Consider the following 26,373-nt stretch of genomic DNA (forward strand, 5'->3'; position numbering starts at 1 on the left):
TGTTCCCAGGGTCCTGCCAGGTCGTCCGGCGACGATGCCCTGCGGGCACGTAACCTGTGGGCGCAGGCACGGGCCGTCCGGCCCGCAGGGGAGGGTGGTGTCGTGGAGACGTTCGTGGGGGTCCTCGTCTTCGTGGTCGTGCTGCTCGGGTCGATCGCGCTGCACGAGGTCGGTCACATGGTCCCCGCCAAGCGCTTCGGCGTGCGTGTGAGCCAGTACATGGTCGGCTTCGGCCCGACGCTGTGGTCGCGGACCAAGGGCGAGACGGAGTACGGCGTCAAGGCGCTGCCGCTCGGCGGCTACGTGCGCCTCATCGGCATGTACCCCACCGACGAGGCCGTCGGCGCACGCGAGCCGCGTGGCTGGTGGCAGCGCGTCGCCGCCGACGCCCGCGCGGCGAGCGCGAGCGAGATCCGCCCCGGTGAGGACCACCGGGCGTTCTACCGGCTGTCGACCCCCAAGAAGCTCGTCGTCATGCTCGGCGGCCCCGTGATGAACCTCGTCATCGCGGTCGTGCTGCTCCTCGTCGCGTACGTCGGCATCGGCGTCCCGGTGGCGGGCACCACCGTGGCGAGCGTCTCGGAGTGCATCGTCGCCGCGGACGCGCCCGCCGGCACCGCCTGCGCCGACGACGACCCGCTCGCGCCCGCCGCGGCCGCGGGCCTGCGGCCGGGCGACCGGATCGTGTCGTACGACGGCGTGGAGGTCACGTCCTGGCCGCAGGTCAGCGGGATGATCCGGGACAGCGGTGACCGCACCGTCCCCCTCGTCGTCGAGCGCGACGGCCAGGAGGTGTCCCTGACGGTGACACCGGTGGTCGCCGAGCGGCCCGTGGTCGACGACGACGGGACCGTGGTCACCGACGGCTCGGGCGAGGTGGTCACGCGTGAGGTCGGGTTCCTCGGCGTCGGGCCGTCGACCGAGGTCCAGCGCCAGTCGGTCGGCAAGGCGCTGTCCGTCGCGGCCTCCTCCACCTGGCAGACCGTGCAGGTGGTCGTCACGCTCCCGCAGCGGGTCGCCGACCTCGTCTCCACCACGGTCTCGGGGGGCGACCGCGACGCGACGTCCATCGTCGGGCCGGTCGGCGTCGGCCGCTTCGCCGGCGAGATCGCCGCCATGGACTCCACGCCGGTCGCGGTGCGCGCCGCCGGCCTGCTCTCGACGCTCGCGATGCTGAACCTGGCGCTGTTCGTGTTCAACCTGCTGCCGCTGCCGCCGCTCGACGGCGGGCACGTGGTGGCCGCGCTCTGGGAGGGCGGCCGCCGGCAGGTCGCACGGCTGCGCGGCAGGGTCCGGACCCGGCCGTCGGACTCGGCGCTCCTCGTGCCCCTGGCGTACACGGTCTTCGTCGTCCTGGGCGGCGTCGGGCTGCTGCTGGTGTACCTGGACATCGTCAACCCGGTCCGCCTCGGCTGACCGGGCGGTAAGCGGTCGCGGCGCGTGGACGCGCCGTGGCGGCTCGGTGAGCGTGCGGGTGGCGGGGGCTGAGCCGCCGTGACGGGGGCCGCGGGGTGGGATGATGGGGGCGTGAGCACCTCGATCAACCTCGGAATGCCGCAGGCGCCCGCCCTCGTCCTGGCGCCCCGGCGCGTGTCCCGCAAGATCCGCGTGGGCAAGGTGGAGGTCGGAGGGGACGCCCCCGTCTCGGTGCAGTCGATGACGACGACGCCGACGACCGACATCAACCGGACGCTGCAGCAGATCGCCGAGCTGACCGCGGCGGGCTGCGACATCGTGCGCGTCGCCGTGCCGAGCCAGGACGACGCGGAGGCGCTGCCCGCCATCGCCCGCAAGTCGCAGATCCCCGTGATCGCGGACATCCACTTCCAGCCGAAGTACGTGTTCGCCGCGATCGACGCGGGCTGTGCGGCGGTCCGCGTCAACCCGGGCAACATCCGCAAGTTCGACGACCAGGTCAAGGAGATCGCGCAGCGCGCCACCGCCGCGGGCGTGTCGATCCGGATCGGCGTCAACGCGGGCTCGCTCGACCCGCGGCTGCTGGCCAAGTACGGCAAGGCCACGCCCGAGGCGCTGGTCGAGTCGGCGGTCTGGGAGGCGTCCCTGTTCGAGGAGCACGGGTTCCGCGACTTCAAGATCAGCGTCAAGCACAACGACCCGGTCGTCATGGTGCGCGCCTACGAGATGCTCGCCGAGCGGGGCGACTGGCCCCTGCACCTCGGGGTGACCGAGGCCGGCCCGGCGTTCCAGGGCACGATCAAGTCGGCGACGGCGTTCGGTGCGCTGCTGAGCAAGGGCATCGGCGACACCATCCGCGTGTCGCTGTCCGCGCCCCCGGTCGAGGAGGTCAAGGTCGGCCTGCAGATCCTGCAGTCGCTCAACCTGCGGCCCCGCAAGCTCGAGATCGTGTCGTGCCCGTCGTGCGGGCGCGCCCAGGTCGACGTCTACACGCTGGCCGAGAAGGTCACGGCCGGGCTCGAGGGCATGGAGGTGCCGCTGCGCGTCGCCGTGATGGGGTGCGTCGTCAACGGCCCCGGCGAGGCGCGCGAGGCGGACCTGGGCGTCGCGTCGGGCAACGGGAAGGGCCAGATCTTCGTCCGCGGCGAGGTCATCAAGACCGTGCCGGAGGCGCTGATCGTGGAGACCCTCATCGAGGAGGCCATGCGTCTGGCCGAGACGATGGACCCCGTCGAGTCCGGTGAGGGCTCGCCCGTCGTCACCGTGGGCTGAGACGCGGCGTGCGTCCGCTCGACACCGGCTCGATCCGAGCGACAGCGTCCTGTGACGTGGGGCACAATCAGGGCATGGTGGCACCGCGGGCATCGACGCTGTCGGGGCGCACCGGGGCGGTCGTGCTGGGGGACGCCGACGTCCCGGCCGCGCTCGCCGTGTGCGCGACCGACCCCGTGGGGTCCGTGCTCGCCGCGAGCCGGCTCGAGCACGCGGCCGAGGTGGGCCTGCGCCGCGCGGGTGGGGAGCTGTGGGGCTACGCCGAGGACGACGTCCTGCTGGCGGTCTGCTGGGTCGGCGCCAACCTCGTCCCCGTGGGGGGGACGGCCGACGCGGACGTGACGTCCCGCGCGCTGACGGCGTTCGCCGACCTGGGCCGGAACCGCGGGCGTCGCTGCTCGTCGCTCGTCGGCCCGGCCGACGCGGTGCTCGGCCTGTGGTCGCGGCTGCGGCGCACGTGGCCGGCCGAGCGTGAGGTCCGCGCGCACCAGCCCTCGATGGTGCTGGACACCGACCCCCGGGTGGCGCCGGACCTGCGGGTGCGTCGCTCCCGGCCCGACGAGTACGACACCGTGCTGCCCGCCTGCATCCGCATGTTCACCGAGGAGGTCGGGTACTCGCCGGCCAGCGGTCCGGCGGGGCCGTACGAGGTGCGGGTCCGACGCCTCGTGGAGGACGGGCGGTCCTTCGTGATCGTCGACGGCGACGGCGGCCGCCGACCGCGCGTCGTCTTCAAGGCCGAGGTGCCGGCGGTCGCCGGCGGCGTGGCGCAGGTCCAGGGCGTGTGGGTGGACCCGGAGCGGCGCGGCGAGCGGCTCTCCGAGGGCGGCATGGCGGCCGTCGTGAAGGCGACCCGCGCGCACATCGCGCCCGTCGTGTCCCTGTACGTCAACGGGTACAACACGCGCGCCGTGCGGGCCTACGCGGCCGTCGGCTTCCGCGAGGTCGGGGCCTACGCGACGGTGCTGTTCTGACGCACGGTCCTGCGCGGCCGACGGACGCGCGGGTCAGACGGGGCTGAGCACGGGGCGCAGCTGCCACCAGCGCAGCAGCGCACCGGTCGCCGCACCCACCAGCACGGCGACGAGCGTCGCGAGCCAGGGTGCGTCGAGAGTGACGACGCGCACGACGAGGGCACCGGCGACGACGAGGGCGATCAGGGTCGCCATCATGACGGCGGCGCCCAGCGACGTCCCCAGCGGGCTGCCGTCCACCCGGGACCGCCAGCTCAGGCGCACCCCGACCATCGCGAGGACGCCGGCCGTCATGAGGGTCCAGGCGGCGATGCCCTGGCCCGCGGCCAGCAGGGCGAAGCCGCCGACCGAGCACGCGTTCACCGCGCCGCCGACGACGGCGAAGCGGGCGGGCAGGGCGCGGTCGCGGACGAGCCTCGGCGTTGCGGTCACGGCGCCAGGGTAGCGACGGTCACCTCGGCGCGGGCGCGTTCGGCTCAGCGCAGGAGCCGCGACATCCGGCGGTCCGCGAGCGGCCGGCCCCCCGTCTGGCACGTCGGGCAGTACTGCAGCGAGGAGTCGGCGAACGAGACCTCGTGGACGGTGTCGCCGCAGGGCGTGCCGTCCCAGCCCGGGCACGGTTCCCCCGTGCGGCCGTGCACGCGCATGCCGCGGCGCTTGGCGTCCTTGAGCTCGGCCGCCGGACGCCCGGACGCGGTCGCGACGGCCTCGGTCAGGACCGCGCGGATCGCCTCGTGCAGCGCCGCGGTCCGCGCCGCGTCGTACGAGCGCGTCGGGGCGAACGGGCTGGTGCGCGCCACCAGCAGGATCTCGTCGGAGTACGCGTTCCCGATGCCGGCGATCGTGCCCTGGTCCCGCAGGAGGCCCTTGACCTGCTGGTTGCGTGCTGCCAGCAGCTCGCCCAGCCGCTCGGGAGTGAACTCCTCGGACAGCGGCTCGACGCCGAGCGACGCGATCTGCGGCACGTCCGCCGGGTCCGGCACGACGTGCACCGCCAGGCGCTTGCGCGTGCCGGCCTCCGTCAGGTCGAAGCCGGTGCCGTCGTCGAACCCCACGCGCAACGCGATCGGCGACCTCCCCGGCCGCGCGGGCCGCTCGGGCAGCGCGTCGTACCACCGCAGCCAGCCGGCGCGCGCGAGGTGCCACACGAGGTGCAGCGTGCCGGCGGTGGGGGAGTCGACCGCCAGGTCCAGCCACTTGCCGTGGCGGGCCACCCCCGTCACGGTGGCCCCGCGCAGCTCCGTCGGTGCTGGCCGGAAGGTCTTCAGCGCGCTGATCGCGGCGACCTCGACGCGCGTCACGGCACGACCCACGGTCCGCTCGCGCAGGTGCTGCGCGAGCGCCTCCACCTCCGGCAGCTCCGGCATCTGGGCATCCTCGCATCCCGGCGCCCCGGCGGCAGGTGCACGGGACCGGTCGTCGGCGAGGCGTCCCTGGTCCGTGCGGCGCGGCGGGCGCACTAGGCTCGTCGCCATGCTCCTGCGCATGTCCACGCTGTTCGTCCGCACCCTGCGCGAGGACCCCGCCGACGCCGAGGTCGCCAGCCACCGGCTGCTCGTGCGCGCGGGGTACATCCGCCGAGCCGCCCCCGGTGTCTACACCTGGCTGCCGCTGGGCCTGCGCGTCCTCGCGAAGGTCGAGCAGGTCGTCCGCGAGGAGATGGCCGCGATCGGCGCGCAGGAGGTGCACTTCCCGGCACTCCTGCCCAAGGAGCCGTACGAGGCGACGGGCCGGTGGGCGGAGTACGGGCCCAACATCTTCCGCCTCAAGGACCGCAAGGGCGGCGACTACCTGCTGGCGCCCACGCACGAGGAGATGTTCACGCTCCTGGTGAAGGACCTGTACTCCTCGTACAAGGACCTGCCGCTCGCGCTCTACCAGATCCAGACCAAGTACCGCGACGAGGCCCGGCCGCGCGCCGGCCTGATCCGCGGCCGCGAGTTCGTCATGAAGGACGCCTACTCGTTCGACCTGGACGACGAGGGCCTCGCCGCGTCGTACGAGGCGCAGCGCGGCGCGTACCGGCGCATCTTCGAGCGGCTCGGCCTGGAGTACGTGATCGTCGCCGCCACCTCGGGGGCGATGGGTGGCTCGCGGTCCGAGGAGTTCCTCACGCCGACGGCCATCGGCGAGGACACGTTCGTGCGCTCGCCCGGGGGCTACGCCGCGAACGTCGAGGCCGTGACCACCGTCGTGCCCGAGCCCCTGGACTGGGCCGACGCACCGGCCGCGCACGTCGAGGACACGCCCGACACGCCCACGATCGACTCGCTCGTCGCGCTGGCCAACGAGCGGATGCCCCGCGGTGACCGTCCGTGGACCGCGGCGGACACGCTGAAGAACGTCGTCCTGGCGCTCGTGCAGCCGACGGGTGAGCGTGAGCTCGTCGTCGTCGGCCTGCCCGGGGACCGCGACGTCGACCTCAAGCGTCTCGAGGCAGCAGTCGCACCCGCGGAGGTCGAGACCGCCGGGGACGCCGACTTCGCGGCCCACCCCGAGCTCGTCCGCGGGTACATCGGCCCGCTGGCGCTCGGCCCCAACGTGCCCGTCGCCGACGGCGAGGAGCGCACCGCGGTGCGCTACCTGCTCGACCCCCGCGTGGTGCCCGGCACCCGCTGGATCACGGGCGCGAACGAGCCCGGGCGGCACGTCTTCGACCTGGTCGCCGGGCGCGACTTCACGGCGGACGGCACCGTCGAGGCCGCCGAGGTGCGCGCCGGTGACCCCGCGCCCGACGGCTCGGGCCCGCTCGAGCTCGCGCGCGGCATCGAGATCGGTCACATCTTCCAGCTCGGCCGCAAGTACGCCCAGGCGCTCGGGCTGAGCGTCCTGGACCAGAACGGCAAGGCCCGGGTCGTCACGATGGGGTCGTACGGCATCGGCGTGACGCGCGTCCTGGCGGCCCTCGCCGAGGCCAACCACGACGACCGCGGCCTGGCCTGGCCGGCGAACGTCGCCCCGGCGCAGGTCCACGTGGTCGCCACCGGCAAGGACGCGGCGGTGTTCGAGGCCGCGGAGGCGCTGGCCACGACGCTGTCCGCGCGGGGTGTGGAGGTGCTCTACGACGACCGGCCCAAGGTCTCCCCGGGTGTGAAGTTCGCGGACGCCGAGCTGCTGGGAGTGCCGCTGGTCGTGGTCGTGGGCCGCGGGCTCGCCGACGGCGTCGTGGAGGTCAGGCCCCGCATCGGCGGCACGGCCGAGCAGGTCCCCGTGGCGACGGCCGCGGACCGCGTCGCCGAGCTCGTCGACGAGGCGCTCGCCGGCTGACGTCGGCGGAGGGCGGCCGCGTCAGTCGACGGGCGCGGTCGCCAGCTCCGGCATGCCCGGGAACGGGACGGGGGCGGCGCCCCAGCCCCGCGCCGCGGCCGCAGCCGTGCGCAACGAGGCGACGCCCTGCGCGCGCCGACCCGCGGGGGCCCCGGCGACCACGTGGGAGCTCGCGTCGGCGACCGCCTGCTCCAGGGTCCGGGGCAGCGCCTCGACGACGGCCGGGTCGTCGACGGCGGCGGGCAGCGCGTACGCGGAGCGGCGCGGGTCGGTCGGCTGACCGACGACCCCTGCCGCGCGGGCCCAGTCGTCCGAGGCCGTCCGGTGACCGGCGGACGCCTGCAGCATGGCCGCACGCCGGTCGTCGGCGGCGCGGGCGGCGAGGACGGTGAACGTCCACGCGGCCTCGTCGTGCGCGAGCGCGAGCTCGGCCGCCCCGTCCGGGGCGGGTGCGTCCGGTGCGGGGGTGGTGCCGTCCGTCACGGCCGCTGCCGTCGCCGCGTCGGCGGTCGGCTCGGGGCGGGGGAGGCCACCGACGGTGGCCACGCGGTCCGCCAGACCGTCACGTGCGGCCGCCACGGAGGCGACGAGGCGCGCCAGGGCGGGGTCCGGGACGGAGTCGGCGTCGGCCGCCGCCTGCTCCGCATCGTCCACGAGACGACCGAGCAGCGCGGTGACGTCCGTCACGGCGGGAGCCGTCGGGGTCGGCGACGCGGTGGGCGTCGGGTCGGGCAGCCCCGAGTCGTACACGCCGCCGAGCTCCTCGGCGTGGCGGGTCGAGAACGCCGCGACCTCGTCGAGCGCGGCACGCACCGCCGGGTCGGTCGCGGACCCCGAGAGGCCGGTCGCGGCCGTCGCCAGGTCGAGCGCGTCGTCCACCGTGCGGGCGCGGACCTGCTCGGTCGCGTCGGGCGACGGCTCGACGGGCGCCGGGGTCTCGAGGCGCAGGCCGCACCCGGCCAGCGCGAGGACGGCAGCGGTGAGCAGCGCGGCGACGCGGGGCACCCGCGGGCGGCGGTGCGTCGGCGGACCCTGCGGCTGCGGTGCGGTGCGGTGTCGGGGCATCGGCCGCGATCCTGCCATGCCGGTCCGTGCGGGCCGCGCACGTCGGGGAGCGGCGCCCGGAGTCGTTACGCTGGTGGGACAACGTCACAGGGTCGCCGCCTGCGCCCCATCGTGCAGGAGAGCCGACAGGAGGCCAGGTCATGGTCGCGCCAGCTACCGCACCACGGGTGCGGGAGGTCGTCGAGGCCGCCGTGACGGGTGCCGGCCTGCTCCTCGACGGGCTCGACGTCACCGGCAGCGGACGCAGCACGGTCGTGCGCGTCGTCGTGGACCTGGTGGACGACGACCCGGGAACCCTGGACCTCGATCGGGTCGGCGACGTCACGCGTGCCGTGTCGGACGCGCTGGACGCGGCCGACGTGCTGCCCGGTGCGTACACCCTCGAGGTCGGCAGCCCTGGCGCCGAGCGTCCGCTGACGCTCGCGCGCCACTGGCGCCGGGCCCGCGGGCGCACCGTGGTCGTGCGCCTGGTCGACGGTCGCACGCTCAGCGGCAGGCTCGAGCAGGTCGCCGACGGCGACACGCCCGACCTCGTCGTCGTGCCGGTCACGGCGCCGGGCAAGGGCCGCAGGCCGGTGCAGGGCGCGCCCGTGACGTTGGCGTGGGACGACGTGCGGGACGCACGTGTGCAGGTGGACCTCGCCGCCGTGCGCGACGACGAGGCCGACGAAGGCGCCGGCCCTCGGGACGGCGCAGGGGAGGGCTGACGTGGACATCGACATGCAGGCGCTGCGACTCATCGAGCGCGAGCGGGAGATCAGCCTCGACGTGCTCGTCGAGGCCATCGAGCAGGCGCTGCTCTCGGCCTACCACCGGACGCCCGGTGCGCAGGCGCGTGCGCGCGTGGAGCTGGACCGGCGCAGCGGACACGTGACCGTGTGGGCGCGCGACCCCGCACCGGAGGACGCGGAGCCGGGCGCCGCCGAGCCGCCGGAGTACGACGACACCCCGGCCGGCTTCGGGCGCATCGCGACGGCCACCGCGCGGCAGGTCATCGTGCAGCGGCTGCGCGACGCCGAGGACGACCAGGTGCTCGGCACCTTCCGCAGCAAGGCGGGCGAGGTGCTCGGCGGCGTGATCCAGCAGGGTCGCGACCCGCGCACGGTGCTCGTCGACGTCGGCGGCACGGAGGCCGTGCTGCCGGCGCACGAGCAGGTCCCGGGCGAGAAGTACGTCCACGGGGAGCGGCTGCGGTCGTACGTGCTCGACGTCGCGCGAGGTCCGCGCGGGCCGCAGATCACGCTGTCGCGCACGCACCCGAACCTCGTGCGCAAGCTGTTCGCGCTCGAGGTGCCGGAGATCGCGGACGGGACCGTGGAGATCATGGCGATGGCCCGCGAGGCCGGGCACCGCACCAAGATGGCCGTGCGGGCCAACGTGCCGGGCGTCAACGCCAAGGGCGCGTGCATCGGGCCGATGGGCGGGCGCGTGCGTGCCGTCATGGCCGAGCTGCACGGCGAGAAGATCGACATCGTCGACCACTCCGACGACCCGGCGGAGATGATCGCGCACGCCCTGTCGCCGGCGCGTGTGCTCGACGTCACCATCGTCGACCCGGTCGCGCGCGCCGCACGGGTCGTCGTGCCGGACTACCAGCTGTCGCTCGCCATCGGCAAGGAGGGGCAGAACGCCCGTCTGGCCGCGAAGCTCACCAGCTGGCGGATCGACATCCGGTCGGACGCGGAGCAGGCGTCCGGAACCCCCACCTCGTCGCCCGACCGTGCTGCGGACGAGCCCGGTGCGGGGGCGTCCGGTCACGTCCGGTGACCAGGCGCGCTAGACTCGGCAGGGCTGGGCCGGATGCCCGGCTCCCTTCGCCGAGCAGGCGGAACCCCGATCCCGTGCCTCCCGTGCCCGAACCGGGTCCCGTCCGCACGTGTGTGGGGTGCCGTGCGACCGGCTCCCGGCAGGCTCTGCTGAGGGTGGTGCTCGACGCCGGCACGGGTGATCCCGTGCTCGTCGTCGACGAGCACCGCCGGATGCCGGGCCGGGGTGCGTGGCTGCACCCCGACCAGCGTTGCCTCGAGCTCGCCGTCAAGCGGCGGGCGCTCGGACGGGCGCTGCGGTACGCGGGGCCCTTGGGCACCGACACCGTGGCCCGTGCCGTCACGCGGCACGCCGCGCAGGAGGTCCAGCCACAGCACAGCACCACGGTGCCGGATTCCACTCCGGTGCCGACCGTCGACAGGGAAGCGGGTTGGAAGCCGATGGCCCCCCGATGAGCACGCACCGATGAGTACCCAGCGATGAGTACCCCGCACTAACGACGGTCCGACCCTGTCCAGGGCGGACCAGGACAGGAGAGATGTGGCTAAGGTCCGCGTCTACGAGCTCGCCAAGGAGCTCGGGGTCGACAGCAAGACCATCATGACCAAGCTGAACGAGCTCGGTGAGTTCGTCCGGTCGGCGTCCTCGACGATCGAGCCGCCCGTCGTGCGCAAGCTGCGCGACACCTACCCGGCAGGCGGGTCCGGCAACGGACGCTCCGCCTCGTCGGCACGCCCCGCAGCGCCGAAGGCGCCCGCGTCGTCGGACGGCACGCCCGCTCCGGCTCCCGCACGTCCCGCGGCACCGGCTCCGGCCGCACCCGCGCCCGTCGCGGAGGCGCCGCAGGCCCCGGCCGCACCGGCTCCCGCCGCGCAGGCGCCGGCCGCGCAGGCTCCGGCCGCGCAGGCTCCGGCACCGCAGGCTCCGGCCCCGCAGGCACCGGCTCCCCAGGCACCCGCCCCGCGGGCGCCGGCACCGGCTCCCGCCGCACGTCCGGCCCCGGCCGCGCAGGGCGCACGTCCGGGCGCGCCGCGTCCGGCCCAGGCCGGCGGCCAGGCCGGCGGTGCCCGTCCGGGCGCCTCGCGTCCGGCTGCGCGTCCGGGCAACAACCCGTTCGCTCCCGCGCAGGGGATGCCCCGTCAGGGCGAGCGCCCCGGCGGCCCGCGTCCCGGTGGCCCGCGTCCGGGCAACAACCCGTTCGCGCCCTCGCAGGGCATGCCCCGTCCCGGTGACCGTCGTCCGGCGCCCGCCGAGGGTGCGCCCGCGGCTGCTGCCGGCGACCGTCCGGGCGGTCCGCGCCCCGGTGGTCCGCGTCCGGGCGGTCCGCGTCCCAACCCGGGCATGATGCCCGGTCGCACCCAGAGCGGCGTCGGTCGTCCGGGCGAGCGCCCGGCCGCGCCCGGCCGCGGTGGCGGCGCCGGTCGTGGCGGCTTCGGTGGCGGCGCAGGCCGTCCCGGTGGCGGCAGCGGTCCCGGCGCCGGTGGCGGCGGCTTCGCCGGTCGTCCCGGTGGCGGCGGCGGTCGTCCCGGTGGTGCCGGTCGCGGCTCCACGCAGGGTGCGTTCGGCCGTGCCGGCGGGCGTCCCGTCCGCGGGCGCAAGTCGAAGCGTGCGAAGCGCCAGGAGTTCGAGCAGATGCAGGCGCCGTCGCTGGGCGGCGTGTCCGTCCCGCGCGGCAACGGCAAGACCGTGGTGCGCCTGCGTCACGGCTCGTCGCTGAACGACTTCGCCGACAAGATCGACGCCAACCCCGCGTCGCTCGTCACCGTGCTGTTCCACCTCGGTGAGATGGCCACGGCCACGCAGTCGCTCGACGAGGACACGTTCGGCACGCTCGCGTCCGAGCTGGGCTACGTCATCGAGATGGTGTCGGCCGAGGAGGAGGACCGCGAGCTGCTCGGGGCCTTCGACATCGACCTGGAGGCCGAGCTCGAGGCCGAGGGCGACGAGGACCTGGAGGCGCGGCCCCCGGTCGTCACCGTCATGGGTCACGTCGACCACGGCAAGACCAAGCTCCTCGACGCCATCCGGTCCACGGACGTCGTCGCGGGCGAGGCCGGCGGCATCACCCAGCACATCGGTGCGTACCAGGTGCGCACCGAGCACGAGGGTGTCGAGCGGGCCATCACGTTCATCGACACCCCGGGTCACGAGGCGTTCACCGCCATGCGTGCCCGTGGTGCGCAGGTCACGGACATCGCGATCCTCGTGGTCGCGGCCGACGACGGCGTGATGCCCCAGACGATCGAGGCGCTCAACCACGCGCAGTCGGCCAACGTGCCGATCGTCGTGGCGGTGAACAAGGTGGACAAGGAGGGGGCCAACCCCGACAAGATCCGCCAGCAGCTCACCGAGTACAACCTCGTGGCCGAGGAGTACGGCGGCGACACGATGTTCGTCGAGGTCTCCGCCAAGCAGCGGCTGGGCATCGACCAGCTGCTCGAGGCCGTCCTGCTCACCGCGGACGCGGCTCTCGACCTGCGCGCCAACCCCGACAAGGACGCGCGCGGTGTCGCGATCGAGGCCAACCTCGACAAGGGCCGCGGCGCCGTCGCGACCGTGCTGGTCGAGTCCGGCACGCTGCACGTCGGCGACGCGATCGTCGCGGGCACGGCCCACGGCCGTGTGCGCGCCATGCTCGACGAGCACGGCGACACGGTGGACGAGGCCGGCCCGGCCCGTCCGGTGCAGGTGCTCGGTCTGTCCTCGGTGCCTCGCGCCGGCGACACGTTCCTCGTGGCGCCCGACGAGCGCACCGCGCGTCAGATCGCCGAGAAGCGCGAGGCCGCCGAGCGTGCCGCCCTCCTGGCCAAGCGCCGCAAGCGCATCAGCCTCGAGGACTTCACGCAGGCCCTGCAGCTCGGCAAGGTCGAGACGCTCAACCTCGTCCTCAAGGGCGACGTGTCCGGTGCCGTCGAGGCACTCGAGGACGCGCTGCTCAAGATCGACGTGGGCGATGCGGTCGAGCTGCGCGTCATCCACCGTGGGGTGGGTGCCATCACGCAGAACGACGTCAACCTCGCCACCGTGGACAACGCGATCATCATCGGCTTCAACGTGAAGTTCGCGCCGCGCGTCGAGGATCTGGCGGACCGCGAGGGCGTCGACGTGCGCTTCTACTCGGTGATCTACCAGGCGATCGACGACGTCGAGGCGGCCCTCAAGGGCATGCTCAAGCCGGAGTACGAGGAGGTGCAGCTCGGTTCCGCCGAGGTGCGCGAGATCTTCCGCTCCTCCAAGTTCGGCAACATCGCCGGGTCGATCGTCCGGTCGGGCGAGATCCGACGGAACTCCAAGGCCCGCGTCCTGCGCAAGGGCAAGCTCGTGGCGGACAACCTCACGATCGAGTCGCTCAAGCGGTTCAAGGACGACGCGACCGAGGTCCGCGAGGGCTACGAGTGCGGTATCGGCCTCGGGTCGTACAACGACCTGCAGCTCGAGGACGTCATCGAGACGTTCGAGATGCGGGAGAAGCCGCGGTCCTGAGGACCGACGTCCGGGGGTGAGCGTCACGCTCACCCCCGGACGGGTCTTCAGACCGCCCCCGTCAGTCGTCAGGCCCCACGCCCGCGGGCGGGGCGGGCAGAAGGAAGGCAACAGACATGGCCGACTCAGGTCGTGCACGCAAGCTGGCCGAACGCGTCCAGCAGGTCGTCGCGCAGATGATCGACACCCGGGTCAAGGACCCGCGCCTCGGCTTCGTGACGGTCACCGACGTGCGCGTCACGGGTGACCTGCAGCACGCCGACGTCTACTACACCGTCCTCGGCGACGAGGAGGCGCGCGACGGGTCCGCGAAGGCGCTCGAGAGCGCCAAGGGCCTCATCCGCTCCGAGGTGGGCAAGCAGACCGGCATCCGGCTGACGCCCACCCTCGCGTTCCACCTCGACGCGGTGCCGGAGACGGCGGCGCACCTCGAGGAGGCGCTCTCGGAGGCGGCTCGCCGCGACGCCGAGGTCGCGCGCCTGGCGGCGAGCGCGCGGTACGCCGGCGAGCCCGACCCGTACCGCCGGGCGGACGACGACGTCGAGGACTGATCCGCCGCTGCACCTCGCACGCCGCGACGGTGGGCTGCTCCGGCAGCCCACCGTCGCGGCGTTCGTGCAGGGTGCGCACCGGCGCCGGATAACCTGGGGCGGTGCCCCCCACACCGCCGTCCTCCCCTCATGACGCCGGTGCCCGCCCGGCCCCGACGCGTCGTCCGACGGCCGCCGACGGCGTCCTGGTGGTCGACAAGCCCGCCGGGTGGACGAGCCACGACGTCGTGGCGCGCGTGCGCCGGCTGGCCGCGACCCGCAAGGTCGGCCACGCCGGCACGCTCGACCCCATGGCGACCGGTGTGCTGGTGCTGGGCGTCGGACGCGCGACGCGGCTGCTGACGTACGTGACCGGCGCCGACAAGGACTACCGGGCGACGGTGCGCCTGGGGGTCGACACGACGACCGACGACGCCGAGGGCGAGGTGCTGCGGCAGGTCGACGCGGCGGGCGTCGTGCGCGCCGACCTCGACGCGCAGGTCGCGGCCCTCACGGGCGACATCCTGCAGGCGCCCAGCGCGGTCTCGGCGATCAAGGTCGACGGGCAGCGCGCCTACGCGCGGGTGCGGGCGGGGGAGGACGTCGCGCTCGCCGCGCGCCCCGTGCGCGTGGCCCGGTTCGAGGTGCTCGACGTGCGGCCCGTGCAGGCCGACGGCATGGCGGTGCTCGACGTCGACGTCGAGGTGACGTGCTCGTCGGGGACCTACGTGCGCGCGCTGGCCCGGGACCTCGGTGCCGCGCTGGGCGTCGGCGGGCACCTGACGGCGCTGCGCCGCACCCGCGTGGGCGGGTTCGACCTGCGCCAGGCGCGGACGCTCGAGGAGCTCGGCGCGACGCCCGAGGACGAGGCGATCACGGTGCTGTCGCCCGCTGCCGCGGCGCGGGCCGTGCTGCCCGTGCGGGAGCTCGACGAGGCGGAGGCCCGGGCGCTGTCGTACGGGCAGGGCGTCGAGGCGGCCGACGAGCCCGCCGGTCCGGTCGCGGCGGTCGGCCCGGGGGAGGTCCTGGTCGCCGTCGTCGAGCGCCGCGGTCCGCGGCTGCGGCCGGCCGTGGTGTTCGCGCCGGCGTCCTGAGCCTGGTCACGGCGGCCCGAAGCGTTTCGATCGGCCCGTCGTCCCCAGGTCACCCCTTCCGGTTCGTCCGCTTCGACCGTAACCTGTCGCCAGCAGGACGGGCGCCCAGCACGCCGAGGTGTGGGAGCGCTCCTAGCCACCCGGGGAGACGACGTGGTTTCTCGAAGGACCCGCCGCGCACTGAGCGCCGCGACAGCCATCACCAGCGTGGGCGTGCTCGCGGCCGTCGGGCTGCTGCCCGCCGCCGCGGTCGACGACGGCTTCGACGACGGACCCGGCGCGTGGATCGCGTACGGCACGGACGGCGACATCGACACCAGCAGCGGAGCGTTGTGCGTCGACGTGCCGGCCGGCTCGGCGCAGTACGGCGTCGGGGTCGTCCTCAACGGCGTCGCCGTCGAGGAGGGGGCGACCTACACGTTCGCCTACACGGCGAGCGCCTCGACCGACGTCACGATCCGTGCGCTCGTCGGCCAGAACGGCGCGCCGTACGGCACGGTGCTCGACACGAGCCCGGCGCTGACGGCCGAGCCGACGGCCGTCGAGGAGACGTTCGTCGCCACGGCGTCGTACCCGGCGACGCCGACCGACGAGTCGCCCGAGGGCCAGATCGCCTTCCAGCTGGGCGGCGTCACCGCCGAGGCGTGGACCTTCTGCCTCGACGACGTCGCTCTGACCAGCGACAGCGAGCTGCTGCCCCACACGTCGTTCGCCGAGTCGCTCGGCCCGTGGGGGCTGTACGGCACGAGCGACCCGGTCTTCGCCGACGGCGAGATGTGCGTCGAGGTGCCCGGCGGCAACGCCAACCCCTGGGACGCCGGCCTGTCGTTCACGGGCCTGCCGATCGAGGAGGGCGCCAACTACGTCCTGGAGCTGACCGGCCGCACCGAACCCGCGACGCCCGTGCGCGTCATCGTCGGCGAGGGCGGCGGTGCGTACCGCACGGCGTTCGAGCAGTCGGCCGCACCCCTGGGGACCGAGACGACCACGCTGTCCTACCCCTTCACGGCTGGGCTGACGTTCCCCGCCGACGGTGACGCGCCCGGCCAGGTCGCGCTGCACCTCGGCAAGGCCGCCGCGTACACGTTCTGCCTCACGGAGGTCTCCTTGACGACGTCGGCCACGCCGCCGCCCCCGTACGAGCCGGACACCGGCCCGCGCGTCCGCGTCAACCAGGTGGGGTACCTCCCCGAGGGCCCGAAGCGCGCGACGCTCCTGACCGACGCGACCGAGGCCGTGACGTGGCAGCTCCTGGACGCCGACGGCGAGGAGCTGGCCGACGGCGAGTCGCAGCCGGTCGGCCCCGACGCGTCGTCCGGCCAGGACGTGCACGTCATCGACTTCTCCGACGTCACCGCCACCGGCACGGGCCTCACGCTGGTCGCCGACGGCGAGACGAGCCACCCGTTCGCGATCGCCGAGGACCTGTACGGCCAGCTGCGGTACGACGCGCTGAACTACTTCTACCTCGCGCGCTCGGGCACCGACATCGAGGCGTCGATCGTCGGCGAGGAGTACGCGCGGGAGGCCGGCCACGTGGGTGTCCCGCCCAACCAGGGTGACACCGCGGTGCCGTGCATCGGCCCGCGCGACTACTACGACGGCTGGACCTGCGACTACACGCTCGACGTCACGGGCGGCTGGTACGACGCGGGCGACCACGGCAAGTACGTCGTGAACGGCGGCATCGCGGTCGCGCAGCTGCTCTCGACGTACGAGCGCACGCTGACCACTCCCGGCGCCACCGCCGGCGCCCTCGACGACGGCACGCTCGACCTGCCCGAGCACGGCAACGGCGTGCCGGACGTGCTGGACGAGGCCCGCTGGGAGCTGGAGTGGATGCAGAAGATGGTCGTGCCGTCCGGCGAGTACGCCGGCATGGTGCACCACAAGATCCACGACGAGGGGTGGACCGGCCTGCCGCTCGCCCCGGCGGACGACCCGCAGCCGCGCTCGCTGCACCGGCCCTCGACCGCGGCGACGCTCAACGTCGCGGCCGTCGCGGCGCAGGGCGCCCGGCTCTTCGCGGACCACGACGCCGACTTCGCGGCGAGCCTGCTGGCGACCGCACGCAGCACGTACGACGCCGCGCTCGCGCACCCCGACGTGTACGCACCCGCCGCCGCGGGCAGTGACGGTGGTGGCCCCTACGACGACGCCGACGTCACCGACGAGTTCTACTGGGCGGCAGCCGAGCTGTACGTCACCACGGGCGAGGACCGGTACGCCACGGACGTCACGGCCAGCGCCCACCACACGGGCGACGTGTTCGGGCCCGGCGGCTTCCACTGGGGCGGCACCGCGGCGCTGGGGCGTCTGACGCTGGCGACCGTGCCGAACGGCCTGCCCGACCGCGCCGAGGTGCGCGCGTCGGTCGTGGCCGGCGCCGACAGGTACCTGGCCGCGCAGGCGGAGCAGCCCTGGGGTTCCGTGTACTCGCCCTCGGGCGGCGTCTACGACTGGGGGTCGAACTCGTCGGTCACGAACATCCTCGTGGTGGTCGCGACGGCGTACGACCTCACCGGTGACGAGAAGTACCTGCGCGGCACGCTCGAGGGCCTCGACTACCTCTTCGGTCGCAACGCGCTCAACCGGTCCTACGTGACCGGCTGGGGCACGGTGTTCTCGCAGAACCAGCACTCGCGGTGGTTCGCGGCACAGCTCGACCCGTCGCTGCCGCACCCCCCGCCGGGCTCGCTCGCGGGTGGTCCGAACTCGGTCACCGGCACCTGGGACCCGACGATGCAGGCCACGCTGTCGCCCGACTGCGCGCCGGCCACCTGCTACCTCGACGAGATCAGCTCGTGGGCGTCGAACGAGATCACCATCAACTGGAACTCGGCGCTGTCGTGGGTCGCGTCGTTCGCGGCGGACCAGAGGAGCGGCGGCGTCGCGCCGGCCGCGCCGCAGGTCACCACGCAGCCCGTCGACACCACGGTGGCGCTCGGGACGACGGCGACCTTCACGGCCGCCGCGTCCGGGGTCCCGGCGCCGCAGGTCCAGTGGCAGGTCCGTGACGGCGCGCGCTGGCGCGACGTGCCCGGCGCCACCGCCACGACGCTCGAGGTCGTCGCCACGGCGAGGACGTCGGGGGCCCAGTACCGGGCCGTCTTCACGAACGCGTCCGGCACGGTCACGACGGCGGTCGCCCGGCTCCTCGTGGAGCAGCAGGCCCCGGTCGTCGTCCGGCACCCCGTCGATGCGTCGGGGAGGATCGGCACGTTCGTGCAGTTCAGCGCCGCGGCGAGCGGCCACCCGGCACCCACGGTGCGGTGGCAGGTGCGCTGGGGCGGCGGCCCGTGGATCACGGTGCCGTTCGCACGCAGCACGACGCTGCGGGTGCTGGTCACCCCGCTCGGGTACGGCACGCAGTACCGCGCGGTGTTCACCAACCCCGGCGGCACGGCCGCGACCGACGGCGCGCACCTCACGCCGCGCTTCGGCCGCTGACCCGTCCCGCCCGTCCCGGTGCGGGTGCACCGGGACGGGCGGTGGGCGTGCGCCCGCGTCCGGCGTGGCAGGCTTGTCCGCCGGGCCCCGCGACGGACGGGGCGACGGTGACGGGAGCTGGCGTGCAGGTCTGGACCGACGTGTCGCAGGTGCCGACGGGGTGGGGACCGTCCGTCGTGACGCTCGGCAACTTCGACGGCGTGCACCGCGGGCACGTGGCGGTGCTGACGCGGATGGTCGACGACGCGCGCGCCGCCGGCGCCCACGCCGTCGCGGTCACGTTCACGCCCCACCCGGCCCAGGTGCACCGCCCGGACGACGCACCGCCGCTGCTGCTCGGGGACGCCGACCGGCTCGAGCTGCTCGCGGGTACCGGCCTCGACGCCGTCCTGCTCGTGACGTACACGCTCGACTTCGCGCGGCAGAGCCCCGAGGAGTTCGTGCGCCGGTACCTCGTGGGTGCGCTGCGGGCCCGGACGGTCGTGGTCGGCCGGGACGTGCGCTTCGGCTGGCAGAACTCCGGTGACCTGTCGACCATGCGCGAGCTGGGGGAGCGGTACGGGTTCGAGGTCGAGGTCATCGACGACGTGCGCCCCGGGGAGGCCGCGGACGACACGCCGGCCCACCGCCGGTGGTCCTCGACGTGGGTGCGCGAGCTGCTCGCCGCCGGTGACGTGCGCACCGCGGCCGACGTGCTGGGCCGGCCGCACCGGGTGCGCGGCGTCGTGGTCCACGGCGACGCGCGCGGGCGCGAGCTCGGGTACCCCACCGCCAACCTCGGCCCGACCGCCGGGATGGTCCCCGCGGACGGCGTCTACGCCGGGTGGCTGCGCCGGGGCGAGCGTTCCGCGGACGGCAGTGCCGTGCCCGTGGCGGACAGGGTGCTGCCCGCCGCCGTGTCGATCGGCACCAACCCCACGTTCGCGGGGCGGGAGCGGCGCGTGGAGGCGTACGTCCTCGACCGCACGGACCTCGAGCTGTACGACGAGGAGGTCGTCCTCGAGTTGGTCGACCGGCTGCGTCCGACGCTGCGGTTCGAGTCGGTGGACGATCTGCTCGTGCAGATGGCGGCGGACGTGCGGGACGTGCGCCGCGAGCTCGGCACGACGGTGCCGCCCGGTGCGTGACGGGAGCGTCGGCGCGTCCTGGTAGGGTGGTCCACGCCGTAAGACCGGCCGCGGACCGAGAGAGCCCGGGTGGACATGCCCCGGCGCACCGCGCAACGAGACACCTGAGGAGCACCGTGCCGCTCGACCTTGGCATCAAGCAGTCCATCATGACCGAGTACGCCACCCACGAGGGCGACACCGGCTCGCCCGAGGTGCAGATCGCCGTTCTGACGCAGCGGATCAAGGACCTCACCGAGCACCTCAAGACGCACAAGCACGACCACCACAGCCGTCGCGGCCTGCTGCTGCTCGTCGGACGTCGTCGCCGCCTGCTGGGTTACCTGCAGAAGGTCGACATCAACCGCTACCGCGCGCTCATCGAGCGCCTCGGCCTGCGTCGCTGAACGACCCGCACCAGCCCGGACCGTGTCGGTCCGGGCTGGTCCTGCGTCGGGCCCGGTCCTCGCGACCGGGCTGACGTGCACCATCCGCACCACCAGCACGACCAGCACAACCACCGCGCCGACCCCGCTCGTCCGGTCCTCGGTAGTGGCCCCCGGAACACGTGTCCGGGTACCACGGTCGAAGACCGCCGCGGGGCAGGGCGGCGCCTTCGAGAACAAGGAGGGCACCCATGGAGGGTCCCGAGATCCAGTTCGCCGAGGCCACGATCGACAACGGTCGCTTCGGCACCCGCACCGTCCGCTTCGAGACCGGCCGTCTGGCCAAGCAGGCCGCCGGTGCGGCCGTCGCCTACCTCGACGACGACACGATGCTGCTGTCGGCCACCACGGCCGGCAAGCACCCCCGTGAGCAGTTCGACTTCTTCCCGCTGACGGTCGACGTCGAGGAGCGGCAGTACGCCGCCGGCAAGATCCCCGGCTCGTTCTTCCGTCGCGAGGGTCGCCCCTCGACCGAGGCGATCCTGGCCTGCCGCCTGATCGACCGCCCGCTGCGCCCCCTGTTCGTCAAGGGCCTGCGCAACGAGGTCCAGGTCGTCGTCACGGTGCTGTCCATCAACCCGGACGACTCCTACGACGTCCTGGCGATCAACGCCGCGTCGATGTCCACCCAGCTGTCGGGCCTGCCGTTCTCCGGCCCGATCGCGGCGACGCGCCTCGCGCTCGTCGACGGCCAGTGGGTCGCGTTCCCGCGCTACTCCGAGCGCGAGCGCTCGACGTTCGACATCGTCGTCGCCGGCCGCGTCGTCGGTGACGACGTCGCGATCGCGATGATCGAGGCCGACGCCCCCGTGGGCGCGTGGGACCTCATCCACAACGCCGGCGGCACCGCGCCGACCGAGGAGGTCGTCTCCCAGGGCCTCGAGGCGGCCAAGCCGTTCATCAAGGCGCTGGTCGAGGCGCAGCAGCAGCTCGCCGCGACGTCCGCCAAGGAGACCCAGGTCTTCCCGACGTTCCCCGACTACCAGCCCGACGCGTACGCCGCCGTCGAGCAGGCCGCCACGGCGCGCCTGTCCGAGGCGCTGTCGATCGCCGACAAGCAGCAGCGCGAGGCTCGTCTCGACGAGATCAAGGCCGAGGTCCAGGGCGAGCTCGTCGAGCAGTTCGAGGGCCGCGAGAAGGAGATCTCCGCCGCGTACCGCTCGGTCCAGAAGGCGCTCATCCGCCAGCGGATCCTCACCGACGGCTTCCGCATCGACGGCCGTGGCCTGCGCGACATCCGCACGCTCTCGGCCGAGGTCGAGGTCCTGCCCCGCACGCACGGCTCGGCGCTGTTCGAGCGCGGCGAGACGCAGATCCTCGGCGTCACGACGCTGAACATGCTGCGCATGGAGCAGCAGATCGACTCGCTCTCCCCGGAGACGCGCAAGCGGTACATGCACCACTACAACTTCCCGCCGTACTCGACCGGTGAGACGGGTCGCGTCGGCTCGCCGAAGCGTCGCGAGATCGGTCACGGCGCGCTGGCCGAGCGGGCGATCCTGCCCGTGCTGCCGTCGCGTGAGGACTTCCCGTACGCGATCCGCCAGGTCTCCGAGGCGCTGGGCTCCAACGGCTCGACGTCGATGGGCTCGGTCTGCGCCGCGACCCTGTCGCTGCTCAACGCGGGTGTGCCGCTGCGCGCACCCGTCGCGGGCATCGCGATGGGCCTGGTCTCCGACACGGTCGACGGGGAGACGCGCTACGCCGCGCTCACCGACATCCTCGGTGCCGAGGACGCGTTCGGCGACATGGACTTCAAGGTCGCCGGCACGCGGGAGTTCGTCACCGCGATCCAGCTCGACACCAAGCTCGACGGCATCCCCGCGTCGGTGCTCACGGGTGCGCTGACGCAGGCCAAGGAGGCCCGCCTGGCCATCCTCGACGTCATCGGCGAGGCCATCGACGTCCCGGACGAGATGAGCCCGTTCGCCCCGCGCGTCATCGCGGTGAAGGTGCCGGTCGACAAGATCGGCGAGGTCATCGGCCCGAAGGGCAAGATGATCAACCAGATCCAGGAGGAGACCGGCGCCGACATCTCCATCGAGGACGACGGCACGGTCTACATCGGCGCCACCGACGGACCGTCGGCGGAGGCCGCGCGGGCCGCGATCAACGCGATCGCGAACCCGCACATGCCCGAGATCGGCGAGCGCTTCGTCGGCACCGTGGTGAAGACGACGACGTTCGGCGCGTTCATCTCGCTGTCGCCGGGCAAGGACGGGCTGCTGCACATCTCGCAGATCCGCAAGCTCGTCGGCGGCAAGCGCGTCGAGAACGTCGAGGACGTGCTGGCCATCGGCCAGAAGGTCCAGGTCGAGATCGGCGAGATCGACCCGCGCGGCAAGCTGTCGCTGCACGCGGTGCTCGACGAGGCGCAGGGCGAGGGCGAGCAGGCCACCGAGCCGGCGACGGCCGACGCCTGACGTGCCGCTGAACCTCCCGCTCGTCGCGCCCGGGTCACCGGGGGCCGAGCTCGTCGTCGGGCAGGACGGTGGCGCCGCAGTGCGGCGCACCGTCCTGCCCGGCGGGGTCCGGGTCCTGTCCGAGCACATGCCCGGCCTGCGCTCGGCGACCGTCGGGGCGTGGGTCGGCGTCGGCTCGCGGGACGAGACGTCGGGCCACTTCGGCTCGACGCACTTCCTCGAGCACCTGCTGTTCAAGGGCACGGCCCGGCGCACCGCGATGGACATCGCGGAGGCGTTCGACGCCGTCGGCGGCGAGGCGAACGCCGCCACCGGCAAGGAGCACACCTGCTACTACGCGCGCGTGCTCGACACGGACGTGCCGATGGCCGTGGACGTCATCGCGGACATGGTGACGTCCGCGCGCCTCGACGTCGACGAGCTGGAGACCGAGCGCGGGGTCATCCTCGAAGAGCTCGCGATGAACGACGACGACCCCTCGGACGTCGCGCACGAGCAGTTCGCCACCGCGGTCTTCGGCGACACGCCGCTCGGCCGGCCCATCGGCGGGACGCCGCAGGCGATCCGCTCGGTGCCGCGCGACGCCGTCTGGGAGCACTACCGCGAGCACTACCGCCCGGACACGCTCGTCGTGACCGCCGCGGGCGGGGTCGACCACGACGCGCTGTGCGCGCAGGTGGAGGCCGCGCTGACGGCGGGCGGCTGGGCGCTCGACCCGGGGTCCGCCCCCGCCGGTCGGCGCGCCGCGGGCACCACGGGCCCGGTGCCGTCCGGCACGGAGCTGACGGTCCGGCGGCCCACCGAGCAGGCGAACGTCATCGTCGGTGGCACCTGCCTCAACGCGACCGACGACCGGCGCTTCGTGCTGTCGGTCCTGACCGCGGCCCTCGGCGGCGGGATGTCCTCGCGCCTCTTCCAGGAGATCCGCGAGAAGCGCGGTCTGGCGTACTCGACGTACGCGTTCGCGAGCGGCCACGCCGACGCGGGCCTGTTCGGGCTCTACGCCGGCTGCACGCCCGCGAAGGTCGACGAGGTGACGGCCCTCATGGTCGTCGAGCTCGAGCGCATGGCCGACACGCCGATGGGCGCTCCGGAGCTGGCCCGCAGCATCGGGCAGCTGTGCGGCGGGCTCGTGCTCGGCATGGAGGAGACGGGCGCGCGCATGAGCCGTCTCGGCAAGGCCGAGCTGGTCCACGGCGAGCTCCTCGACGTCGACGAGTCGCTCGCGCGGATCCGCTCCGTCACGGCGCAGCAGGTGCAGGAGCTGGCCGGCGAGCTGGCCGCGGCACCGCGCAGCGTCGTGCGCGTGGGGCCCTTCGGCGACTGAGCGTCCGCACGCCGCCGCGGCGCGGCATGATGAGGTATGCCCGTCGCCGTGGACTCCTACCGTCGGTTCCCCGTACCGCCGTCGCTGGCCGGCGTCGCGGAACATGCCTGGGTCGCCCGGCACGACGGCGGACGGCAGCACGCCGAGGTGCTGCTCCCGGACGGCCGCGGCCTGCTGCAGCTCGTCCGTGGCACCGCCGGGCAGCTCGTCGACCCCTTGACCGGTCGCACGACCCCGGACGCGGACGGGCTGCGCGGCGCGTGGACGCACGCGGTAGTGGCACGGCAGACGGGCCCCGTCGCCCGGCTCGGGGTCCAGCTGCACCCCCTGGGTCCGGCGCGGCTGCGGGACGGACGGGCCGCGGCCGACACCTGGCTGCCGGTCCACGAGGTCCTGGACGCGGACGTCGCCGCCAGCGCGGGGGACCTGCTGGCCGCGGGTGACGACGAGGGGGCCGTCGCGGTCGTGCTGGCGGCGCTCGCCGCCCGGCCCCGGCACTCGGGGGCCGACCTCGACCACCTCGAGGACGCGCTCCGGTTCGTCGACGAGCGACGCGGGCTGGTGCGGGCAGGTGACGTCGCGCGGGACGTCGCAACGAGCCTGGGGGAGCTGCACCGGTGGTGCACCCACCTGCTCGGCATGGCGCCCGCCCAGTACCTCTCGGCCGTGCGGTTCAGCACGTTCGTGCGCGAGTCGCTGGGCGCCGGGCCGGTCGACGCGGGTGCCACGGTCGCGACGATCGAGTGGTTCGTCGAGGCCGGGTACCCGCCGCGGGAGGTCGAGCGGTTCACGGGTCTGCCGCCGGTCGAGTTGCGCCGGCTCGCCGAGCACCTCGCGCAGCGGATCGGCCCGCCGGCGGCCTGAGCGCACCGGCCGGCCGGTGCCCGGTCGTGCGGCGACTAGGGTGGCGTGCCGTGAGCGAACCGATCAGGGTGGCCGTGCTGGGCGCGTCAGGACGCATGGGGGCGACGACCGTGCGCGCCGTGCAGGAGGCCGAGGGCGTCGAGCTCGTCGCCGCGCTGGACGCGGGCGACGACCTGCGGGCCGTCACGGACGCCGGGGCGCACGTCGCCGTGGACTTCACGGTGCCCTCGGTCACCGAGGAGCACGTGCACCGGCTCGTCGACGCGGGCGTGCACGCGGTGGTCGGCACCACCGGGTGGGACGACGTGTCCCTGGGCCGCGTGCGCGACCACCTGACGCGAGCACCCGGCGTCGGCGTCGTCGTGGCACCGAACTTCGCGCTCGGCGCGGTGCTGTCCATGGCCTTCGCGCGGCAGGCGGCGCGCTGGTTCGAGTCGGTGGAGGTCGTCGAGCTGCACCACCCCGACAAGGTCGACGCACCGTCGGGGACCGCCCGCCACACCGCCCAGGGCATCGCCCGGGCGCGCGCGGCGGCCGGGCTCGGCCCGGTGCCCGACGCGACGACGCAGTCGCTCGACGGCGCGCGCGGGGCGGACGTCGACGGCGTGCGCGTGCACGCCGTGCGCCTGCGCGGCCTCGTGGCGCACGAGGAGATCCTGCTCGGCAACCCGGGGGAGATGCTGACGATCCGGCACGACTCCTTCGACCGCGTGAGCTTCATGCCCGGGGTGCTCCTCGCCGTCCGTCGCGTCGCGGACCGCCCCGGCCTGACCGTGGGGCTCGAGGACCTGCTGGACCTCGGGGCATGACCGACGCCCCGGCGCCCCGGCGCGGCCGCACGGGGATCGTCGCGGCCGTCGCGCTCACCGCCCTCCTCGCGATCTACGTGTGGCTCGTCGCGCTGCGCGCGGTCCAGCTCATCGGGACCGGCCGCGGGATCGGCATCGCACTGGGGGTGGCGCTGCTGGTCGCGCCGCTCCTCGTGCTCGTGCTCATCGCGCGCGAGTGGCTGCTCGCGCTCGACGTCCAGCGCATGGCCGACGAGCTCGCGGCGGACGACGAGCTGCCCGTCGACGACCTGCCGCGGTCGCCGTCCGGCCGGATCGACCGGGCGGCCGCGCGTGCGGCGTTCGCGCCCCACCGCGAGCAGGTGGAGGCGGACCCGGGGGACTGGCGGCGCTGGTACCGGCTGGCGTTCGCGTACGACGCCGCGGGCGACCGGTCGCGTGCTCGCGCCGCGCTGCGCACCGCGAGCCGGCTGCACCGGGGCAAGGGCGCGAGCGGCGACCTGCCCTGAGGCCCGCGGGCGAGGTCCGGTCTAGATCCCCGCGTACCAGCGGCGCTCGGTGACGACGTGCGCCTCCTCGTCCGGCCCCGGGCCGGTGGCGAGGCGCCGCGTGCGTCCGTCGGGGCCGAGGCCCGCGCCGGACAGGAACTGCTCGCGCGCGGCGTCCCCGTCGACGACCCACGTCTGCACCTGGTCGGCGCCGTCGGCGCGCAGCAGGTCGACGGCCGCCGCGAGCAGGCGGGACCCGTGCCCCGCGCGCTGGTCCGGCGGGTCGACCTCGAGCGCGAGGACCACACCGCCCGGCGCCTGCATCGGGTCCGGCGGCGCGACGGGAGCGACCGACGCGACACCGACCACGCGCGGACCGTCGCACGCGACGAGCACGTGGTAGCCCGAGCCGGGCGGCGTGGTGACGGCCTGGCGCCACTGGGCGACGAACGCCTGCTCGTCGAGCGAGTCCAGGACGACCTCGCCGAGCACGTCGGCGTGGGCCGCCCGCCAGGCCGCGAGCTGGATGCGGGCGATGCGCGTCTCGTCGCCGGGGACGGCGGGGCGGACCGAGACGTCAGCGGTGGGCAGCACCCGGTGAGCCTAACCCTGG

The 26,373-nt window shown here is 74.5% G+C and carries 22 protein-coding genes; 18 read left to right on the top strand and 4 right to left on the bottom strand.

The genetic code is table 11. The features are described from left to right. Positions 1–102: 102 nt before the first annotated feature. The 3 genes from NP075_RS07685 to NP075_RS07695 all read left to right on the top strand — a co-directional run bounded on the left by NP075_RS07685 (position 103) and on the right by NP075_RS07695 (position 3,662). Positions 103–1,416: a M50 family metallopeptidase gene (locus NP075_RS07685; protein WP_227565077.1), complete on the top strand. Its 1,314-nt coding sequence runs from the start codon at positions 103–105 to the stop codon at positions 1,414–1,416. A gap of 135 nt (positions 1,417–1,551) precedes the next feature. Further along, the gene (gene ispG, locus NP075_RS07690) at positions 1,552–2,688 is read left to right on the top strand and encodes a flavodoxin-dependent (E)-4-hydroxy-3-methylbut-2-enyl-diphosphate synthase (protein WP_255630049.1); all 1,137 of its coding nucleotides are present in this window, start codon (positions 1,552–1,554) and stop codon (positions 2,686–2,688) included. A gap of 74 nt (positions 2,689–2,762) precedes the next feature. After that, positions 2,763–3,662, top strand: coding sequence for a GNAT family N-acetyltransferase (locus NP075_RS07695; protein ID WP_227565075.1), 900 nt, complete (start codon positions 2,763–2,765; stop codon positions 3,660–3,662). Between the two features lie 33 nt (positions 3,663–3,695). Here NP075_RS07695 and NP075_RS07700 read toward each other — a convergent pair whose 3' ends face one another. Both NP075_RS07700 and NP075_RS07705 read right to left on the bottom strand, forming a co-directional pair. Further along, on the bottom strand, positions 3,696–4,094 hold the full coding sequence (locus NP075_RS07700; protein ID WP_227565074.1) for a hypothetical protein: 399 nt from the start codon (positions 4,092–4,094) through the stop codon (positions 3,696–3,698). Positions 4,095–4,138: 44 nt separating this feature from the next. Next, entirely contained in the window at positions 4,139–5,029 is an 891-nt protein-coding gene (locus tag NP075_RS07705; RefSeq protein ID WP_227565073.1) for an Fpg/Nei family DNA glycosylase, read from the bottom strand. 106 nt (positions 5,030–5,135) lie between these two features. On the opposite strand from NP075_RS07705, the gene NP075_RS07710 reads away from it, so the two are divergent. Continuing rightward, complete coding sequence (locus NP075_RS07710) at positions 5,136–6,929, top strand: proline--tRNA ligase (protein ID WP_227565072.1); 1,794 nt, start codon at positions 5,136–5,138, stop codon at positions 6,927–6,929. A 21-nt stretch (positions 6,930–6,950) separates the two neighbouring features. On the opposite strand, the gene NP075_RS07715 is transcribed toward NP075_RS07710, so the two are convergent. Continuing rightward, positions 6,951–7,994: a DUF4439 domain-containing protein gene (locus NP075_RS07715; RefSeq protein WP_227565071.1), complete on the bottom strand. Its 1,044-nt coding sequence runs from the start codon at positions 7,992–7,994 to the stop codon at positions 6,951–6,953. Positions 7,995–8,134: 140 nt separating this feature from the next. Here NP075_RS07715 and rimP point away from each other — a divergent pair, with 140 nt between their 5' ends. The 14 genes from rimP to NP075_RS07785 all read left to right on the top strand — a co-directional run bounded on the left by rimP (position 8,135) and on the right by NP075_RS07785 (position 25,781). Then, on the top strand, positions 8,135–8,701 hold the full coding sequence (gene rimP / locus NP075_RS07720) for a ribosome maturation factor RimP (RefSeq protein WP_227565070.1): 567 nt from the start codon (positions 8,135–8,137) through the stop codon (positions 8,699–8,701). A gap of 1 nt (position 8,702) precedes the next feature. Next, positions 8,703–9,761, top strand: coding sequence for a transcription termination factor NusA (nusA, locus tag NP075_RS07725; RefSeq protein WP_227565069.1), 1,059 nt, complete (start codon positions 8,703–8,705; stop codon positions 9,759–9,761). 155 nt (positions 9,762–9,916) lie between these two features. Next, positions 9,917–10,216 (top strand): YlxR family protein, encoded by a 300-nt coding sequence (locus NP075_RS07730; RefSeq protein ID WP_308054146.1) that lies wholly within the window; start codon positions 9,917–9,919, stop codon positions 10,214–10,216. A gap of 85 nt (positions 10,217–10,301) precedes the next feature. Then, positions 10,302–13,244 carry a translation initiation factor IF-2 gene (gene infB / locus NP075_RS07735; protein WP_227565067.1) on the top strand — a complete coding sequence of 981 codons (2,943 nt, stop codon included), beginning with the start codon at positions 10,302–10,304 and terminating at the stop codon, positions 13,242–13,244. A 116-nt stretch (positions 13,245–13,360) separates the two neighbouring features. Then, positions 13,361–13,795, top strand: coding sequence for a 30S ribosome-binding factor RbfA (gene rbfA, locus NP075_RS07740; protein WP_227565066.1), 435 nt, complete (start codon positions 13,361–13,363; stop codon positions 13,793–13,795). A 101-nt stretch (positions 13,796–13,896) separates the two neighbouring features. Continuing rightward, positions 13,897–14,868: a tRNA pseudouridine(55) synthase TruB gene (gene truB / locus NP075_RS07745; RefSeq protein WP_227565065.1), complete on the top strand. Its 972-nt coding sequence runs from the start codon at positions 13,897–13,899 to the stop codon at positions 14,866–14,868. Positions 14,869–15,021: 153 nt separating this feature from the next. After that, a complete protein-coding gene (locus tag NP075_RS07750; RefSeq protein WP_227565064.1) occupies positions 15,022–18,318 on the top strand; it encodes a glycoside hydrolase family 9 protein in 3,297 nt (1,098 codons plus the stop codon). Positions 18,319–18,440: 122 nt separating this feature from the next. After that, positions 18,441–19,445 carry a bifunctional riboflavin kinase/FAD synthetase gene (locus NP075_RS07755; RefSeq protein WP_227565063.1) on the top strand — a complete coding sequence of 335 codons (1,005 nt, stop codon included), beginning with the start codon at positions 18,441–18,443 and terminating at the stop codon, positions 19,443–19,445. A 149-nt stretch (positions 19,446–19,594) separates the two neighbouring features. Then, positions 19,595–19,831, top strand: a complete 237-nt coding sequence (gene rpsO / locus NP075_RS07760) for a 30S ribosomal protein S15 (protein ID WP_207800514.1) — start codon at positions 19,595–19,597, stop codon at positions 19,829–19,831. A 230-nt stretch (positions 19,832–20,061) separates the two neighbouring features. Then, positions 20,062–22,293, top strand: coding sequence for a polyribonucleotide nucleotidyltransferase (locus NP075_RS07765; protein WP_227565061.1), 2,232 nt, complete (start codon positions 20,062–20,064; stop codon positions 22,291–22,293). A gap of 1 nt (position 22,294) precedes the next feature. Next, positions 22,295–23,620 (top strand): M16 family metallopeptidase, encoded by a 1,326-nt coding sequence (locus NP075_RS07770; protein ID WP_256791698.1) that lies wholly within the window; start codon positions 22,295–22,297, stop codon positions 23,618–23,620. A gap of 36 nt (positions 23,621–23,656) precedes the next feature. Further along, positions 23,657–24,484 carry a hypothetical protein gene (locus NP075_RS07775; RefSeq protein WP_227565050.1) on the top strand — a complete coding sequence of 276 codons (828 nt, stop codon included), beginning with the start codon at positions 23,657–23,659 and terminating at the stop codon, positions 24,482–24,484. Between the two features lie 50 nt (positions 24,485–24,534). Continuing rightward, a complete protein-coding gene (gene dapB, locus NP075_RS07780) occupies positions 24,535–25,293 on the top strand; it encodes a 4-hydroxy-tetrahydrodipicolinate reductase (protein ID WP_227565049.1) in 759 nt (252 codons plus the stop codon). After that, complete coding sequence (locus NP075_RS07785) at positions 25,290–25,781, top strand: hypothetical protein (RefSeq protein WP_227565048.1); 492 nt, start codon at positions 25,290–25,292, stop codon at positions 25,779–25,781. Before dapB ends, NP075_RS07785 begins: the two co-directional genes overlap by 4 nt. Before the next feature lie 21 nt (positions 25,782–25,802). Here NP075_RS07785 and NP075_RS07790 read toward each other — a convergent pair whose 3' ends face one another. After that, positions 25,803–26,354 carry a GNAT family N-acetyltransferase gene (locus NP075_RS07790; RefSeq protein ID WP_227565047.1) on the bottom strand — a complete coding sequence of 184 codons (552 nt, stop codon included), beginning with the start codon at positions 26,352–26,354 and terminating at the stop codon, positions 25,803–25,805. Between the last annotated feature and the right edge of the window lie 19 nt (positions 26,355–26,373).

Origin of the sequence: Cellulomonas wangsupingiae (assembly GCF_024508275.1) — a bacterium.
Lineage (GTDB): Bacteria > Actinomycetota > Actinomycetes > Actinomycetales > Cellulomonadaceae > Cellulomonas > Cellulomonas wangsupingiae.